The organism is Pseudoteredinibacter isoporae (genome assembly GCF_040372805.1).
GTDB lineage: Bacteria > Pseudomonadota > Gammaproteobacteria > Pseudomonadales > Cellvibrionaceae > Pseudoteredinibacter > Pseudoteredinibacter isoporae_A.
In genome coordinates, this window is the sequence record NZ_BAABWJ010000001.1 from 806,607 (window position 1) to 824,675 (window position 18,069).

The following is an 18,069-nucleotide window of genomic DNA, read 5'->3' on the forward strand; positions in this document are numbered from 1 at the left end:
GACCACAAAGCTTAGCGTGAACTAAACGTTCGACATTCTCCAGTACATCACCGCCTTACTTTGAACGCATGCCGCTTCCTTGAGTGGACAATACAACAGAAGTCGCGCTTGCTTAGGGGCTCAGGCGAGTCAATAAGAACGACCCGTGGCGATAATAAGCCAGTCTGACAAACTTAGGAGAAATATAAGGAGAGGGCCGGCAGTTGCCCATATTGAGCCACTGCCGAGAGAATAAAGACGATAAAACACGTTAAAAAAGAGCGTTGTTACAACGGCTCCAACTTGGCACCAGCGATCAACCACTTACTGCCAACATCATCAAAGTTGATTTGAATTTTATTGCCTTCAAAGTGGAGGACTGTACCTTCGCCAAAACTCGGGTGCAAAACGCGCTGCCCCAGACTCAAACCGGTATCACCGCCATCGTCTGACAATCGTCCAGCAAGCTTTCGCTGGCCCAGCCTCGGGCGACTCTGGGCACTTTCGCCATAGGAGCTACCAAAACTGACCGGACGAGTAATCGCGGTTTTTAAACGCACTTCTTCGATCAGGTCATCGGGGATTTCCTTCACAAAGCGCGACACATTATTGAACGTTTCGGAACCATACATGCGACGGCTTTCGGCGTAACTGATGTACAACTTTTCCATCGCCCGGGTAATGCCCACATAACACAGGCGACGTTCCTCTTCCAAACGGCCGGGTTCTTCAGCCGACATTCTGTGAGGGAATAAACCTTCCTCAACACCCGCCATAAACACCAGCGGGAACTCCAGACCTTTGGCAGTATGCAACGTCATCAATTGCACGGCATCTTCAAACTCATCTGCCTGGGCTTCACCGGCATCTAGAGCGGCACCATCAAGAAACTCTTCGAGAGGGCTTAAGTCATCATTCTCTGGATTGAAGGCACGACAGGCGTTCACCAGTTCCTGCAAGTTTTCGACACGAGCCTGACCTTTTTCACCTTTTTCTTTTTCATGGAATTCGATCAGGCCAGAACTGTTAATGACCGTCGACGCAATTTTCTCCAGTCTCAGTTCCTGGGTCTGCCTATCCAACTCGTTCAAGAGCGCACAAAAACCACCAACGGAATTTGCCGCGCGCGCACTCAGACCTTTATTGCTGACCATTTGCTCGGCCGCATCCCACATAGAACAGCCTTGTTCTCGAGCAAACAAGCGCACACTGTCCACGGTCTTACTGCCAACCCCTCGTGTGGGGGTGTTAATAACGCGTTCAAAAGCCGCATCATCATTACGGTTGATGATCAGACGCATATACGCCAATGCGTTTTTAATTTCCAAACGCTCGTAGAATCGCTGGCCGCCATAGATGCGATAGGGCACCGATTCACGCAATAGGGCTTCTTCCAAAATGCGTGACTGTGCGTTTGAACGATACAAAATCGCACAACTTTCCAGTTTTTTTCCTTTGCGCTGCCAATCTTCAATGCGCTCTACGATAAACCGAGCTTCATCCTGCTCGTTGAAGCCCGCATACAGCGAAATCTTTTCGCCATCGTCACCATCAGTGCGCAGAGTTTTACCCAAGCGACCAAAGTTATTTTCGATCACCGCATTGGCCGCATTCAAAATTGTACGGGTAGAGCGATAGTTCTGCTCCAAACGAACCGTTTCAACTTGTTGAAAATCCTGGCTAAAACGCTGGATGTTTTCAATCTTGGCGCCGCGCCAGCCGTAAATAGATTGGTCATCATCACCCACCGCCGTCACCGCACAGCGATCACCCGCCAACACCCGTAGCCAGGCGTATTGGATGGTATTGGTGTCCTGAAACTCGTCCACCAGCAAGAAGGGAAAACGATCCTGATAGTGTTGCAGCAATCTTGGATTGTTTAACCACAGTTCATGGGCACGCAACAACAACTCGCCAAAGTCCACCATGCCACCACGCTGACAAGCTTCCTCATAAGCGCGATAGATTCTGACCAGCGTTTCCTGATGTGGGTCGCCGTGAGTTTGAATATAATCCGGGCGAAGGCCTTCATCTTTATTGTGATTGATAAACCACTGAGTTTGCTTGGCAGGCCAGCGTTCTTCATCAAGCTGCAATCCCTGACTGACACGTTTGATCAATCGCAACTGATCATCGCTGTCCAGAATTTGAAAATTCTGTGGCAGGCGAGCGTCTTGCCAATGTGCCTTTAACAAACGATGGGCAATTCCGTGAAAAGTGCCTACCCACATACCACGTGGATTCAAGCCCAACAGCTCTTCAATTCGGCCGCGCATTTCTCTGGCCGCCTTATTGGTAAAGGTAACGGCCATAATCGAAAACGGCGAAATGCGCTCAACCTGAATCAACCAGGCGATACGGTGCACCAGTACACGGGTTTTACCCGAGCCGGCACCCGCGAGAATAAGTTGATTGCCCGCCGGCGCAGAAACCGCCTGGCGCTGGGCATCGTTCAATTGATCTAAAATAGGGGATACGTCCATGGCCTTAGTTTATCAGACTCCCCGCCTGGATTGCAGAATACCTGCAGCACGATTTTCTGCCACCGCAGGATATTCAGCGCCACTCTTGATTACCGCATAATGTTTATCGCTCACCCCCGAGTAACGCCTCTTGTTTCGCAGCCTGTTGATAGACTGTTTAGAAATCCATCAATCGGCACTGACTTCAGTGCGAATCGATAAAAATATAATGAGGGGAACCCAGGCGATGCGTATAAACCGTCTTTTACTCGCGGCGTTGCCACTGGCAGTCAGCGGCCAGTCACAAGCACAACAGACTCTCGAAGAGGTTGTCGTTACGGCGCAGAAACGCGCACAATCAGTGCAGGACATCGGTGTCACCGTCAGTGCCTTTAATGGTGAGCAAGTCAGTGATATGAATTTGAGCTCACCCAAAGATCTGGCCACGTTTACACCGGGTTTAAGCACAGCGAATGCCACTTCGGGCGGCACACCTATTTTTGCCATTCGCGGCATTGGTCTGGATGACTTCAACATCAATAATAACAGCGGTGTGGGTGTGTACACGGATGAAGTCTTTGCCAGCTCGCCTGCTCTGCTGAGTGGCCAGCTCTTCGACATTGAGCGCGTGGAAGTGCTGAAAGGCCCGCAGGGTACCTTGTACGGTAAAAACACCACCGGTGGTGCCATAAACTTTATTTCCAACAAACCGGGCGATGAATTCGAAGCTGGCCTTACCTTGGGCTATGGTAACTGGCGCACCTCCAGCGCCACCGGCTTTATCAGCGGCTCACTGAGTGACGATGTGCGTGCCCGTGTCGCCTTTGACTATGAAAAGTCAGATCAGGGCTGGCAACAGGATCTGGATACTGGCCGGGAATTTGGTTTGACTGATCGTTTTGCGGCACGGGGACTATTGGCTTTTGATCTCAATGAACGTTTGTCCGGCCTGTTGAACATTCATGTGTCAAAGGACGATTCAACCCCGGAATCCCCTCAGAGTACCGGGGGTCCTTTTGCACCAGCCGGTTTTGATATCGCTACGGGCACTGACGCTCCAGATAAAGTGCGCGTTGGCGATCTGAATGTCATGCGCGATGAGCAGGGCGTAGGCAGTGCTTTAAATCTGACCTATGAATTCGATAAGCTCACCCTGACCTCCATCACCGCTTGGGACGACTATGAGCGTAAGGTCATTGATAACCTTGATGGCGACCCTTTTCCGACTTTTGATTTCTTTCAAGACAGCGAAGTCAGCCAGTACTCCCAGGAATTCCGTGTTAATTCTGATGTCGGTGACCGTTTCAGCTGGGTAGCCGGAATCAGCTTTTCGAATGACGAAATCACCGTTCGGGACATCAGTGATTCCGCCGTTCCCTTTGGCGTATTCCCCAGCCGTTCTCGCGCAGCGGCGAATTATGTTCAGGAAACCGATTCATTAGGCGCCTTTATCCACACCGAAACAGATTTGAGTGAATTGCTGCATTTGTCCGTGGGCCTGCGTTATTCCCACGATAAACGCAGCTTCAACGGTAATACTGTTGATGTGGATGGCAATGTGATTTTCACCTACCCAGGTGCCGAAGTGGCCCGCTTAAATGACAGTCGCACTGAATCGGACGTATCGTATCGCGTCGGGCTGGATTACGACCTCAATGACAACACTCTGCTGTACGCCAATGTGGCCACCGGTTACAAAACCGGTGTGTTTTACGGCAGCCCGGCCCTCGCCCCGGAAGTCTGGGGCTACACTCGCCCCGAAGAAGTATTTTCCTATGAGATCGGGTTTAAAAGCGATCTGTTGGATCAAACTCTGCGCTTGAATGCCGCTTACTTCCACTACGATTACGACAACCGTCAGTCGCTACTGCTAGGGGCAACTCCGGACAATATCTTTATCGTGACCCTGGACAATATTCCGGAATCTGAAATCGACGGCGCCGAAGTGGAACTGGAATGGTTACCCCTTGATGGTCTGGATATTCGCGCGGGCATTTCCTATCTGGATGCCGAAGTTACTGTTGCTCCAAACAGCCTGCGTGGCCTGACGCTGTTCACACCGGTCACGCCCGGCACTGCGCTCGCTCAAGCTCCGGAATGGAGTTACAACCTCGCCATGGCCTATCGTTGGAATTTAAGTGACGAGCTTTACGCGCGCGCCTTCGCCAGTTTCAGTCGTGTGGAAGAACAAGCCGCTGCATTGGCTGACCCCAATGGCATCTATGGCCCCATTAATAACAGCTCAGCTCGTTTAAGCGTCGGCAGTGAAAGCGACAACTGGGAAGTGTCCCTGTGGGGTAAAAATCTGGCCGACAGCCGCGATGTCACTTACTCGGCCGCCAACTTTTATTCAGGTGCGCAATATTATCGTCAACAGCCTCGTAGTTATGGCATTGAGGTGAGTTTTAACTTTTACTAAGCTCCCAAACGGAGCCGGTACATCGCAGCAAACCCTCTTGAAGCCGCAATCCATCGCGGCTTTTTTTGTCTTGGAGAGCGACACCATGGCCAGCACCAAACTCTGTTACATCGATCCGGTTAGCAGCCCCGACTTTTTACCGGCACTGAGTCATCACTTTCAATGCTTAAAAGACGACGACACTCAAATCGATGTGCTGTCACTGAGACCAGGTTTACCCTGGGACAATTTGGAATACCACAGCTACGAAGCCCTGGTCAGTGGCGATTTGATGAAAGCTATCTACTGGGCTGAAAAAGCCGGCTATGATGCCGCTGTCATTGGATGCTTTTACGATTTATGCCTTCATGAAGCTCGTGAAATTTGTGAGCGCATGATCGTGACCGCTCCTTGCCAAAGCTCACTACAAACCACCAGCCTACTGGCCAATCGAGCTTCGATTATCATTGGTCGAAACAAATGGCAGCAACGCATCCGTGAAAATCTGCATCGTTATGGATATCATGACTTTATCAGCTCACTGCCCGAGAGCCAATGCCAGGTGAGTGAGTATCTCAAGCAAACTGAGGACGATCTGGAGCCATTTTTAAACCTGGCACAAAAAGCCATTCAAGAAGATCAGGCCGAAGCGATCATATTGGGCTGTTCAGCAAATCTGGGAATATACCGACATCTACAGAATCGCGTATCTGTGCCCGTAATCGACCCTGCACTCGCCGCCTTGAGCCAGGCAAAACACGCAGCTCAGAATCAACAACACTTTGGCTGGCATACCAGCAGTCAAGGCAGCCTGGAAACACCTTGGTGCGATCCTCGCGCGTTGTCGTATTTTAATGATGCTGAAAAAGCGATAGGAAAAATTGTGCGAGTTTAGGGACGGTCTAAGCTTTTGACCTGTTCAATCGCAATCGGTGATTGCAAATACTCACGCGCTTCCGCACGCTTGTACATTGCATCCAACACAGAGAAACCTTCTATCAGTTGGCCAAAGACGGCAAAACCTTGACCGTCCGCCTGACGAGCGCCCGCAAAATCCAAAGCGGGCTCATCCCGGAAACAAATAAAAAAACTGCCATTGGCGCTACCCACTTCATAACGGGCCATGGACAAGCTGCCACGTTGATGATGTAAACCGCTGGCGCTTGTGGATTCGTGTTCGATCCCATTAAGTAAATCGGGATGATCAATATTCAAACCACCTTGAATGGCTTCAATTTTCACCGGATCTCCCGCTTGCTCATGGTCCTCAGTCACAATCCGAAAGAAGTCACTGCCATCAAAACGTTGTGATGCCACATAGCGTAAAAAATTGGCGACCGTATTCGGAGCGCAATCGGGATAAAGTTCGAAGATCATCGAGCCTAAACTTGTGTGCATAACAATCTTGCAGCTGTTCAATGGGTAACCTCGAGGGCTTCTGTACGGCGCCTTTTTCCAAGAAAATGGACCAGGGGGTAGATGCATACCATGGAAACAAGCAATGCCATCACCGCAACATAAATCACCACCTGATTCCCGTGGACCAATACCCACTGCGAAGCCAATAGAGGGCCCAAGGCAAAGCCGATATTGATTAACGGTTGGCAGGCTGTAATAAAGCGGCCACTGCCATCGCCCTCAGCGACGTCGGCGTACAGCTTGGAGGCAATGACACTCCATACCACGCTGTAGGCTATCAAGGCACCGAGATACAAGAACTGCGTAAAACCACTTCGCAATGCCAAAAGACTTGCCACCATTACCAACGCAGAGATCAGGTAAATTCGGTAATTCTTCGCAGCCGTACCCAAAAACATCAACAGCAACGCACCCGCAAAGCCGCCTATCATGGACAAGCTCAAGGCTTCGGATACCGAATCAAAACTGAAACCCTGTGCAGTGCCCAAAGTGGCCGCGTAGGTCCAGAACGTACCAATGCTGATGTAAAAACCCAGAACGGCGAGCAAAGCGCTATAGAGTGGAAGGCTTGAAAAACGCGATACTGTGTGCGGTACCGAAACGGGCTGCTCGTTTGAAACCAAGGGCACAATGTCAGCCCGGAAAAGCAAAGGGCTCAGCAACAGTATTAAAAAGCAGACAATGACGCCGTCGAATCCCCATAGCTCAATGATTCGGGGCAAAACAAATAAACCGATGGCCTGCAGTACCACGGCCGCTGCGGTATAGATTGCGAACCAGCGATTGGTATCCCGCGTTTGCGCAAGGGTTGACATACCAACCACGACTAATAAGCCTTCACCGAGGCCCGCAAAAAAACGAGACCCCAATAAATGACCCAGGTTACCAGCGAGCAGACTGTAAACATTCGCCGAAACCGCGATCACGACTCCTGCCATTAACAGCTGGGGCAATTTAAACCGCTGCAAACTGATGGCCATCACCGTCGTGGACAGGGCGAGACCGGCTGTATCGGCTGCACCCAACCAACCGAGTTGTTGATCATTCAAGGCATAATGTTGCGCCGCCGCTTCAACAAAAGAAGGAAGCAGAAAAATCACCGAGTAGCCCACCAGAGCACAAATTGTACCGGCAACACCCGGGTGGATGGCTTCTCTTCCGGCGCGAGTTGGATTCATACTATGTCCTTGCTGTCTGCTGATACCGGTTTTACAGGCCGTAAATCTCTTCAGCTCGTGTGCGACTGATATAGCCGTTTTTGATATCGTTCATTAACGATTCCCGACAGCGCTGATCAGGGTGACCCCAACCGCCTCCGGTACCGGTGGTCAAACGAATTAAATCACCTTCCGACAATGAAAAGCGACTGGTTCGCGCAAAGCGGCCTTTGAGGTTTCCCTCTTTGTCGAATACTTCGATTCGATTGCAACTGCCTTCGTGGCCGCCATCAATGCCCCAAGGTGGGGTTTTCGCGCGACCAAAAAAACTGGAAATATCCGCGGGTGCCGATAACACACGGTACTCATGGATCACTCCTAAGCCACCTCGATATTCACCCGCACCGGCACCGGAATCAGTATCAAAGCTGTAACGCTCAACGCGGATGCCGTAACGCGCCTCCAAAATTTCGATCGGAATATTGCTGGTCTCACCATTGCCGACACAAAACTGACCCGACTCACCGTGTTTATCCACACCGGCGCCCCAACCGCCAACTAAAGGCTCGACTAACAAATAGTTTTCATCTCTGTCCGGTAAGCGACCCGACAGATTCATTGTACACACCGAACCGAATTGTCCGGCGGTCACAACACCGGGTAACACTTCGGCCAGCGCTCGGCGCGCGACATCCGCCGCACAAACCATCGCCTCGAAATAGGACGATACCGGTGCCGGGCGTTGAGCCGTTAACAGCGTACCTTCCGGGCAGATAACTTTCAGGCGGCGAAAGCAACCTTCAGTGGCGGGTGCATCGGGTTGCACTACGCCCATAAACACCTCACGAGCGGCAGAGACCAACACCCCCATTGAACAATTAATCGGACCCGGTGCCTGCGCATCGGTACCCGTGTAATCCAACAGGAATTCATCATCGCTGATGCTGACACTGACTTTTACCGTAAAGGGGCCATGGCCCACACCGTCTTCGTCAATCACGTCTTCAGCAGACCAACAACCCTTCGGTAAATCTTTGAAACGTTCACGTACCATGGTGTCACCATGATCAAGTAAGCTGTCAATGGCTTGAAGAGTGATGTCGCGGCCGTACTTTTCCATTACCGACAAAAAACGCTGCTCACCCACTTGCAAGGACGCCGCACAGGCGTGCAGATCCCCAAGCGTCATGTCGGGCAGACGAACGTTCGCGGCAATTAAATCCAGCAATGCCTGATTGGCTTTGCCCCGCTCAAAGACTTTGATGCCTGGAAACTGTAAACCTTCCTGATAGACCTCACTCGCATCGGCGCTGTAGCTGCCTGGGTCCTTACCACCGATTTCTGTCCAGTGAGCTTTGTTCGCCGTCCACGCAACCAGCTCATCACTGAAAAACACCGGGCGAATCATACACACATCCGAAAGGTGTGTGCCGCCTCCCGCATAGGGATCATTCAAGATATAGACGTCCCCCGGGAAAATAGCTTCGGCGCTGAATTTTTTCAGCAAAGTTTGCACACCACCGTCCAGTGTTCCAATAAAACCGGGAATGCCATTGCCTTGGGCAATCAAACGCCCCTTGGCATCGGTAATGCCAATACCATAATCCAGAGACTCATAAATAATCGGGCTTTTACTGCTGCGTTTAAGGGCCAGAAACATCTCTTCCCCGATGGCCACCAGTGAATTTTTAATCACTTCAATGGTAAAAATATCCATGGTTTTTTGCATACCCTAGGCCTCCAGATAAATATGTAAACCACCAAAGCCATCCACTTCTACATGCGTATTAGGCTCAACAACGGTGGTGGTGGTGTCTTCTTCGATAATCGCTGGCCCTAGTAAGCTCATGCCATGCCGCAGTTTTTCACGTTGATACACCGAGGCTTCGTGCACCCCCAAATCGTCGTAATCGACCGACCGCGTTTCCAATACCGCCGAGGAGGCATCGCTGCCTGTTTTTTCCTGGGCTTTTAATTCCGCTTTATCAAGCAGGGCATAAGACACTAAATGAAAGTTCACCACTTCAATGGGGGAGTCTGCCAATTGAAAGCTGTATTCCTGTTCATGACGTTTATGGAATGCGGCTGATAAAGCATCAATAAATGCCGGACCGTCTGCATCCAAATCCGCCACCCTGACTTTCACGGTATGCTCCTGGCCCTGATAACGAGCATCAAGGTGCAGTTCATGCAGCAATTGCTCTGAACCGAATCCGTCGTGGCCATAATCCGTTTCCGCTTGCTTCAACTGCTCAGCAAACCCATTTCGAATTTCAGTGATACCGGCTTCGTTCAGATCCAAACGGTGAGTCCGCACATAGTCGCGACGCAAGTCAATCATCAACATACCGAAGGCCGAGAACACACCCGCCAATGGAGGGATAATGACTTTGCGGGCATTTAACTCACGGGCCAGCGCACAGGCATGCATGGCCCCCCCACCGCCAAAAGCCATTAAGGCAAAATCTCTGGGGTCGTGACCACGATTCACAGAAATCAACTTGAGGGCATTAACCATATTGGCATTGGCAATTCGAATAACGCCATGCGCCACGTCGATCGCTTCAACAGCCAGTGGTTTCGCCAAAGTATCGAAAGCGCTGTGTACAGCGGCCATATCTGGCTCGATGTCACCGCCAGCAAAATTATCGGGGTTGATTTTTCCAGTCATTAAATTGGCATCCGTGGTGGTGGCTTGTTCGCCACCACGGCCATACGCCACCGGCCCGGGTGTGGAGCCTGCACTTTTAGGGCCGACTCTCAGGGAACCTGCGGCATCCAGATGCGCAATACTGCCTCCGCCATTGCCGATCTCAACAATATCGATCACGGGCGTTTTAATTGGATAACCCGCCGTGGTGGCGGTTTTTTCAATGATGTATTCCGTCGTCACTCGCGTGCGGCCCTGATGCACCAATGAACACTTTGCCGTCGTGCCACCGATATCCAGTGCCATAATATTGCTTTCATCAATCAAACGACCATAAGCCACCGCACCCAGCATACCGCCAACGGGGCCGGACTCTACGAGGCTGATAGGATTGGCTTTCGCCGCCTGCAAGGTCGCTATTCCACCATTGGATTGCATAATGAACGGGTCGTTGAGCAAACCTCGGCGACTCAATTGATCCTTTAAGGTATTGAGGTAATTCTGCGCCGGTGGCAAAACGTATGCGGAAAGTACCGTGGTGCTGCTTCTTTCATACTCCCGCCATTCCGCACAAATCTCGTGGGAGCAAATGATGTGCACAGAGGACCAACGCGCGCGAATATAGTCTGCGGCAAGTTGTTCGTGCGCGGGATTCAGATAGGCGTGCAGAAAACACAGGGCAATAGCCTCAACGCCCTCGTTTTGGAAATCACTGATGATCGCATCCAGCGCTTCCAGTTGAGGCGCCTCAATAACGTGCCCGCCGTGATCCAAGCGCTCTCGAACCTCCCGGCGTAGATACCGCGGCACAAAGGGCTCAGGTTTGCGGTAATAGTTGTTGAAAATGTCCGGTGTGTTTCCCCGAGCGATTTCCAGAACATCGCGGAAGCCTGCGGTCGTGATCAAGGCCGTTTTGACGCCTTTTCGTTCGGTCAATGCATTGATGACAACCGTCGTACCATGGGCAAAGAAGCTCACATCGCTCAAACTCAATTGAGCTTTGGCGGTTGCATTGATTACCCCCTGGTCAAAGTTGGGGTAAACCGTATCACTTTTGACGGCCTTAATTTCGCCGTCCTGGATATACACCAGATCGGTGAAAGTGCCCCCGACATCAGTCGCCACTCGCAGATTCATTGCTTATCTTCTCACTCAACATTGGGTAGTCGTTATGTTTCTCTACGGTACCAAGATGCGGCTGCATATGATTTCGTTCGCGTGCCGGTGGGCAGAAGGATATTTTTTATCGGCTGCGTCTGCGCAAGCCTGTACGGCAAAGTGGCAATGGTTGACCCCCGCCACAAAGGACAGTTAGGCTAAGCGGGCACTTACGGGAGCGGAGCCATGAAACGTAGTATCAAGCTCGATCGATTGAATCGTCGAATTTTGACCTTTTTACAAAATAACGCGCGCATCAGTAATATCGATTTGGCCAATGATGTCGGCTTGTCGCCCAGTGCCTGCTTACAGCGTACCAAGGCTCTGGAAGAGGCGGGTTATATTCACAGCTACCTCACTGTGGTGAATCTCAATAAGATCTGTGAAAACGTCACAGCCTATCTCGACATCACCATGAGTCATCATGAGCAACCCACCTTAAGGCGATTTGAGAAGGCCGTTAGAGAGCACGGTAATATCGTGGATTGCATGCGCATGTCGGGCGGTTCCGACTATATGGCATTCAGTGTGTGCTCATCGGTCGCAGAATTGAATGAGTTGTGTGATGAATTGCTCGGGCAGGATTTGGGCATTCAGCGGATCGATACCCGCATTGTCATGGACACCCCCAAATGGATGGGGGGTTATCCACTGGATGATCTGCGTTGGCGTGATGGCGGAGATGAAGAAGAGTAAGGTTTTCTCAACTCTATACCCAGCAGCCCCCTAAACCCAGCGACGAACCTTTCGCTGGTAATCACTGTAGGCGTCAGAAAACTTTTTCTGCAGCTGTTTTTCTTCAGGCACAATTTGGTATTTGTTCAGATACCAAACGAACACTGGCAACGCCGCAATAGATAACAAGTTTCCGCTAAGCAAAATGGCAGCGGCAATAAACATCGCAAAGCCCAGATACATGGGATTGCGGCTGAAACGAAACACACCCGAGGTAATTAATTCGCTGCTCGCTCTGGGATTGCGCGGGTCAACCGTGGTGCCCGCAAAATGACACTGCAACACGGCAACCGCACAAATGCCCGCCGCCGCAAAACACATCAAAGCCGCCAATGCCGATTGAGCCCCAAAGTTGAGCGATAACATCGGCAACACTTGGTGAAGTAAAAACACCAGACCAATAAATACAAACATCAATAACAATGGCGGTATTTTTAATTCCAAACGCATTTTATTTTCCTGAGCGGGCTTAAGTATTCTGATTGGCTGCGGTTTCCTGGGCAGGTACCGACGCCTTGGGCTCGTCAATAATCACCAGCGTTCCGGCCAGCTTATCGTGCCAACCTTGCTTGCGTTTATCGAAAGCCACCCAGATCAATCCCAGCAAGAGAGGCAAGATGGATACGATGTAAGCAAAGTAACGACCAATGGTTTGACCAATACTTAAACGCCCAAGGGTTTCGGCATCGACAATTTTAATTCGAAACACCATCTTGCCTGGCGTTGCCGATTTGTAATACCAGAACAGCCACACCGCCAGCATAGGCAAAATATTTTGTACGATGCTGGCACCCGCGCTATTTTCACTGTAGCGGGCGAGATCGAAATCCACCATCCATAAGGCCAGGGGTACGATCAGCAGGGAAAAAACAAAACCATCGATAATGTGGGCTACCAGGCGAATCCAAAAGCCGGCATATTTGGGGGCTTCCATAGTCTTACCTTCCTATTTCAGAAACCGAATTTTTCGGCAGTGTAGCCCACTTAGACGAGGTTTACATTACACCCAGCTCACGCAGGCGTTCCTGCAGATACTCTTTGGCAGTGTAGCGATCCGACAACTTTACATTCGGGCGTGGATGCAGGAATAAAGGCAGGGAGATGCGCGCGCGGCGACTGTCGCTACCTTCGGGGTTAATCACTCGGTGAGTGGTCGATGGGAAGTAGTGCCCGGAAGCCTCTTGCAACATATCACCGATATTGATGATCAGATTGCCAAATTCGCAGGGGATATCCAGCCAGTCGCCTTCTTTGGTTTTTACTTGCAGTCCAGGCTCATTGGCGGCCGGCAAAATGGTCAGCAGGTTGATGTCTTCATGGGCCGCGGCGCGAATGGCACCGGGTTCTTCATCGCCTTTAAATTCCGGGTAGTGCAATACACGCAGAAGGGTTTTTTCGCTGCCTTCAATCATAGTCGTCAAAGGCTCGCTGTAATGACTGGCCACATCTTCAGGGCTATGACCTTCTACCCAGGTCAGTAATTCTCGGGCCAGGCCATTCGCCTGCTCATAGTAGTTGTGAATTTCATCTTTCAATTCTGGTGGGCACTGACCCCAGGTGTAGTAGTGAAAGTACTCTTTGATGTCTTTCACTTCGTGGCCCTTGGCAACCTCGGAAACCGATTTCGGGAAGAAGCCGTCCTGGGTATCCACATTGAATTCGTACTGGTCTTTTTCTTCGCTGTCGAAGAACTGCTTCCAGTTGGCATAAATTGAGCTCACCAGATCTTTCGAGATCGGATGGTTTTTGAGAACACCAAATCCGGTGTCTCTCAGGGATTGCACAAAACGGGCTTGGGCATCTGGGGCCTGGTAATCGACGGCCTCGATACGGGTAGTCATATTTCTCTCCAATAAAGCGATGGGGCTGACCCCATAGTCGGCGGCATTATCGCACTATTGTCTGGGAAATACCCAATCCAGATCATGGCTGGGTTTTATTAGCTTTGAGTGATATTCGAGGAGCCGAATTGACGTGGTCCATCCCGCAAAGGCCCTGACCCCGGCCTTACAACCCCTCATTAATTCAGCCAAACAACGCCTTTTCCAAGCTCAAACTCAGGGTAAACCGCCGGAATAGCGCCGATTATAGTTGACAATTAACAACCAATGATATTTAGTTGTCAAACATCAACTATATTTCAACAACCCTTAAGCAAGTAAAAAGGACCGTAACCATGAAAAACTCCTCCACTCAGCAAGCGCCCGGAAAAACCGTAGAAGGCAATACTCTGATCCGTATCGCCCAGGCAATTACCGCGCTCTGCATTCTGGTGCTTGGAACCGCCGCGATCATGAGCATCTTTAATCCGCACCTTGTGAGCGAAGCCTCCGGGTTCAGCGCTCAGACGAATTATGGAATCACCAATGTCCGCACGCTTGGTGCACCCACCTTGGCATTGGCCTTAACCGCGCTATTTGGCCTTATTCGACGTGACTGGCGCTTTGTGCTCCCAGCCTCTCTCTATTTCCTGTTTAATGGCTCGGCCAGGGTGATTTCTTTGATTGGTGAGGGCTACGAACCGGTGATGATCCGTGGTTTGATTTTAACTTTTGGCCTGTTCGCAATCTCCCAAGTCGCCATTTACCTTCTTCGCGCGCAGGGAGCCAAGGTGGCTAGTCCTTATCAGCACTGATTTCTCTTAGATTGCGTGACAGCTGATCAGAAACCTTGAAAAAAGTGTCGAGGTCTTTTGGGTCAATCCCATCAATAAGCTCATTGGCGAACTCATCTTCTATGGTCTCCACACGCTCGAAAAAGGTATAGGCTTTCGGGGTCAACGCCAGAATTTTGGATCGGCCATCATTCGGGTTGGGCTTTCGCTCAACCAGACCGGCCTTGCACAGCTCATCGATCAGACGGGTCACCTGCGCCTTGTCGCGCTTCAATGTCTTGGCGACATCGACCAGCGTGGCATGATCACCGGACCAAATAAGGCGTAGGGTCCGTAATTGTTGTGAGGCCAAGCCTGAGCCAAGCTCGCCCATCCGGGGGGTGATTTGCAAGGCCATATCGTGGCTTAGGCGAAAGGCCACTTCATGAACGGTGCGTTTTCTGGACACGTATATCTCCTATTTCGATAAGCCTTCAGCTGTGCATCAAACGATTCGCAATAGGCTACTATATATGATGTTTATCAACTAACAACTCACGATAATGGCTCATCGTATTCAAGGTCTTACAGGAAGAATGGCGCTCGCAAGATACGGACATTTGCTTAAACGTTTGACAGAGTGAGGAGCAAAACTGGCACTGTAAGGCGGGCAATTATGCGCCCCCATCCAAGCTGTGAAAACTTAAGATGAGGGCCCATTCACTTACTTTCGAAAATCAATCAGGCTGTTCGCCGTTAACCAGGCAAATGCCGTATAAACCGCCGAAGCTTGACGCATGGTTTCCGGGGGCACATTGGCCATGGTGTCGTTTTCGGTGTGGTGGTAATCAAAGTAGTCGGTCAGATCCGAATCGAAATTGATCGCCGGCATACCCGCTTTACCCAGTACTGAAATATCCGACTGGCCCTTGGCACTGTTGGAAGGGTGCAACGCAACGCCATAAGGTTTCAGCAGTTCCGCCATTTGCTTGATGGCCGCCAAAGACTCTTCACCCACACCCGGACGCAATTGGTGGATCATACGGGTACCGGAATCCCACTCGGCACCAATGATGTGATTGCCCAGCTTGTCTTTGTGCTTCTCGTAGTACTGCTTAACACCGTACAGGCCAATCTCTTCGGCGCCGAAAAGAATCACACGGATGGAACGCTTGGGCTTTTTACCGCTGTCGATAATGTGCTTGGCCGCCGCCATAGTGATGGCAACACCCATGCCATCATCAACGGCACCCGTACCTACATCCCAGCTGTCCAAGTGGGAGCCCAGAACCACAAAGTCTTCTGGACGCTCAGTACCGGTGACTTCACCGATCACATTGGCCGTTTTTACGTCGGCGGTTTTGCGTGAGCTGATGGTCACTTTCAGAGTCACTTTATCAGCGCGCTTCAACATGCTTTCCAGCAAATCAGCATCGGGAATGGAGAGAGCCGCAGCCGGGATGGTGGACTTGTCGCCTTGAGCACCCGTATGGCCAATGCGATCATTGTCTGTGCCTACAGAACGAATCAGTACCGCCGACGCCCCTTTACTGGCCGCCACTTCAGAACCCAGATAGCGCTGCTTGCCGGCCACACCGTAATCCGCCCCATCAATCGAAGGCTTCATTTGATAACCGATATAGGCAATCTTGCCTTTCAGGCTGCCAGCTTCTGCGGCTTTCAGGGCATCCAGATTATCAAAGGCCACAACATCAGCCTGAATGCCATCTGCCGGAGTCGGCACACTGCCACCCAAAGCGATGGCCACCATGCGCTGAGGGAAAGGCGCAACGGCCTCCACATGGATTTCTCCACGCTCCCAACCTGGCGTCGTGACGGTTTCGGTCCAAACGCGATCGAAACCCAGGGCTTTCATTTTTGCGACCGCCCATTCGATGCCCGCTTTGTCACCCGGTGTTCCCACGCGGCGAGGGCCCACTTCTGTGCTCAGGCTTTCGTCCAGTTCGTAAGCCAGTTCCGATTTGCCGGCTTTTTCGGCCAGGGCTTTTGCCTGCTCAAGGTTTTCAGTACTAAATTCTGCCGCCATAAGACTCAGCGGTGTTAACAGGGAAGCCATGCCAAGCACGGCTTTTTGCATAAAGGTTCGCATCACTCGATCACCAGATGGTTGGATTTGTTTATATTTCAAGCAGCTGAGCTGAACTTTGTCAGCTTATGTAGAAAATTTACATGTTTTTGCTGTATTTACTACATATCTTGGCTACTATTTTCCAAAACGTAACCAAGCAACGTAATCAAAACGATATTAAACCCGATTACAGCAAAAGATTGTCAGTAGTATGGAGCTGAAATCACCGTGAAACCCGCCGAATTAACACAACGAATCTCCGAATCATTGGACGATATGCGCAAATCCGAGCGCAAGGTTGCCGAGTATGTGCTGAGCCACCCCAGTGACATTATCCATATGCGCATTGTTGATCTGGCGGCGAAGTCCGAGGTGAGTGAACCCACCGTAGTGCGCTTTTGCCGCGCGGTCGATTGTGATGGCTTTCAAGAATTCAAATTACAGCTGGCGCAGCAACTGGCCTCCAGCCCCAGCTTTGGTCAAATCGCCGTAACCGAGACCGATGCGGTAGAAGAGTTTACCCAGAAGGTCTTCGATTCCACGGTGGATACTCTGCTACAAGTGCGAGATCGATTGAATCCGGAAATCCTCGACCAGGCAGTAACCGCGCTCTGTGTTGCGAACCGAGTGGAGTTTTACGGCTTTGGGGCCTCCGGTGCCGTCGCTGCGGATGCGCAACATAAATTCTTCCGTTTGCAGTTAGCAACGGCCGCCCACTCGGATCACCACATTCAGAATATGTCCGCCATGAGCATGCAGCCCGGTGATGTGGTGGTTGCAATTTCCCAAAGTGGCCGAACCAAAGCACTGCTGCACTCCATGGAAATGGTAAAAGCCATGGGCGGTATTGTGATTGGCCTGGCCCCAAGCGGCACCCCCGTCATCAAAAACGCCAGCATCCCAATCGAAGTGGACGTAGAAGAAGATATTGAAATCTACACACCGCTGTCCTCACGCATCGCCCACTTGGTCATTATCGATGTATTGGCCATTGGTGTTGCCCAGCGCAAAGGACCTGAGTTGCATGATCATCTGTTTAAGTTGAAACAAGGCCTGCGCTCATTGCGTATTCAGCCTGAAGATCGCTCTAAATAAGCGCCCCCCATCGGAATGCTGTCTGAGGTCCACTCGACGGGCCCCAGACAGTCTACGGCCTTACTTTTCAGCCCATCGTTTTCCCCAGTAACCCTGCGAATACCAAGGCCTTGCAAGCGATTCGGTGTCGGCTGATTCCGCCTGCTTGACTCAAGAAAGACGCCATCTTGCGACAAAAAGCATGAAATTTCATGTATATGCAGCGATCCGCCTAATTGCTCTCAAATACGCGATTGCCGTCAAATAGTTATTTACATATAAAACACTTATGTTTAAATTATTATTGTAACGCTTAAATTAACCTGTAATTTTTATTCCCATTCTCATGAATAAT

15 protein-coding genes are annotated in these 18,069 nt (G+C 50.9%); 5 read left to right on the forward strand and 10 right to left on the reverse strand.

Annotation, left to right across the window (positions count from 1 at the left end; translation table 11 throughout):
• Positions 1-266: 266 nt before the first annotated feature.
• The gene (gene uvrD / locus ABWW03_RS03670; RefSeq protein WP_353406433.1) at positions 267-2,462 is read right to left on the reverse strand and encodes a DNA helicase II; all 2,196 of its coding nucleotides are present in this window, start codon (positions 2,460-2,462) and stop codon (positions 267-269) included.
• 226 nt (positions 2,463-2,688) lie between these two features.
• Between uvrD and ABWW03_RS03675 the strand changes: the two genes are divergently transcribed.
• The gene (locus tag ABWW03_RS03675; protein WP_353406435.1) at positions 2,689-4,860 is read left to right on the forward strand and encodes a TonB-dependent receptor; all 2,172 of its coding nucleotides are present in this window, start codon (positions 2,689-2,691) and stop codon (positions 4,858-4,860) included.
• Between the two features lie 85 nt (positions 4,861-4,945).
• The gene (locus ABWW03_RS03680) at positions 4,946-5,734 is read left to right on the forward strand and encodes an aspartate/glutamate racemase family protein (protein WP_353406436.1); all 789 of its coding nucleotides are present in this window, start codon (positions 4,946-4,948) and stop codon (positions 5,732-5,734) included.
• Here the strand turns inward: ABWW03_RS03680 and ABWW03_RS03685 are convergent.
• From ABWW03_RS03685 to ABWW03_RS03700, 4 genes are read right to left on the reverse strand one after another with little or no spacing between them, the layout of a single operon-like run.
• The gene (locus ABWW03_RS03685; protein WP_353406437.1) at positions 5,731-6,237 is read right to left on the reverse strand and encodes a peptidylprolyl isomerase; all 507 of its coding nucleotides are present in this window, start codon (positions 6,235-6,237) and stop codon (positions 5,731-5,733) included. The two genes, ABWW03_RS03680 and ABWW03_RS03685, sit on opposite strands and share 4 nt — an antisense overlap.
• A 17-nt stretch (positions 6,238-6,254) precedes the next feature.
• Complete coding sequence (locus ABWW03_RS03690) at positions 6,255-7,436, reverse strand: MFS transporter (RefSeq protein ID WP_353406439.1); 1,182 nt, start codon at positions 7,434-7,436, stop codon at positions 6,255-6,257.
• A gap of 31 nt (positions 7,437-7,467) precedes the next feature.
• On the reverse strand, positions 7,468-9,144 hold the full coding sequence (locus tag ABWW03_RS03695; RefSeq protein WP_353406440.1) for a hydantoinase B/oxoprolinase family protein: 1,677 nt from the start codon (positions 9,142-9,144) through the stop codon (positions 7,468-7,470).
• Between the two features lie 3 nt (positions 9,145-9,147).
• Positions 9,148-11,202: a hydantoinase/oxoprolinase family protein gene (locus ABWW03_RS03700; protein ID WP_353406441.1), complete on the reverse strand. Its 2,055-nt coding sequence runs from the start codon at positions 11,200-11,202 to the stop codon at positions 9,148-9,150.
• A 207-nt stretch (positions 11,203-11,409) separates the two neighbouring features.
• Between ABWW03_RS03700 and ABWW03_RS03705 the strand changes: the two genes are divergently transcribed.
• Positions 11,410-11,919 carry an Lrp/AsnC family transcriptional regulator gene (locus tag ABWW03_RS03705; protein ID WP_353406443.1) on the forward strand — a complete coding sequence of 170 codons (510 nt, stop codon included), beginning with the start codon at positions 11,410-11,412 and terminating at the stop codon, positions 11,917-11,919.
• Positions 11,920-11,949: 30 nt separating this feature from the next.
• On the opposite strand, the gene ABWW03_RS03710 is transcribed toward ABWW03_RS03705, so the two are convergent.
• From ABWW03_RS03710 to ABWW03_RS03720, 3 genes are all read right to left on the reverse strand, one after another.
• A complete protein-coding gene (locus tag ABWW03_RS03710) occupies positions 11,950-12,408 on the reverse strand; it encodes a methyltransferase family protein (protein WP_353406444.1) in 459 nt (152 codons plus the stop codon).
• 19 nt (positions 12,409-12,427) lie between these two features.
• A complete protein-coding gene (locus ABWW03_RS03715; protein WP_353406445.1) occupies positions 12,428-12,892 on the reverse strand; it encodes an RDD family protein in 465 nt (154 codons plus the stop codon).
• 61 nt (positions 12,893-12,953) lie between these two features.
• Positions 12,954-13,799 carry an isopenicillin N synthase family dioxygenase gene (locus ABWW03_RS03720; protein ID WP_353406447.1) on the reverse strand — a complete coding sequence of 282 codons (846 nt, stop codon included), beginning with the start codon at positions 13,797-13,799 and terminating at the stop codon, positions 12,954-12,956.
• A 335-nt stretch (positions 13,800-14,134) separates the two neighbouring features.
• Here ABWW03_RS03720 and ABWW03_RS03725 point away from each other — a divergent pair, with 335 nt between their 5' ends.
• Positions 14,135-14,593 carry a hypothetical protein gene (locus ABWW03_RS03725; protein WP_353406449.1) on the forward strand — a complete coding sequence of 153 codons (459 nt, stop codon included), beginning with the start codon at positions 14,135-14,137 and terminating at the stop codon, positions 14,591-14,593.
• Here ABWW03_RS03725 and ABWW03_RS03730 read toward each other — a convergent pair.
• Both ABWW03_RS03730 and ABWW03_RS03735 read right to left on the reverse strand, forming a co-directional pair.
• On the reverse strand, positions 14,574-15,020 hold the full coding sequence (locus tag ABWW03_RS03730) for a MarR family winged helix-turn-helix transcriptional regulator (protein WP_353406451.1): 447 nt from the start codon (positions 15,018-15,020) through the stop codon (positions 14,574-14,576). The two genes, ABWW03_RS03725 and ABWW03_RS03730, sit on opposite strands and share 20 nt — an antisense overlap.
• 255 nt (positions 15,021-15,275) lie before the next feature.
• Complete coding sequence (locus ABWW03_RS03735; RefSeq protein ID WP_353406454.1) at positions 15,276-16,649, reverse strand: M20/M25/M40 family metallo-hydrolase; 1,374 nt, start codon at positions 16,647-16,649, stop codon at positions 15,276-15,278.
• 219 nt (positions 16,650-16,868) lie between these two features.
• Between ABWW03_RS03735 and hexR the strand changes: the two genes are divergently transcribed.
• Positions 16,869-17,735, forward strand: a complete 867-nt coding sequence (gene hexR / locus ABWW03_RS03740) for a transcriptional regulator HexR (RefSeq protein WP_353406455.1) — start codon at positions 16,869-16,871, stop codon at positions 17,733-17,735.
• The last annotated feature ends 334 nt before the right edge of the window (positions 17,736-18,069 follow it).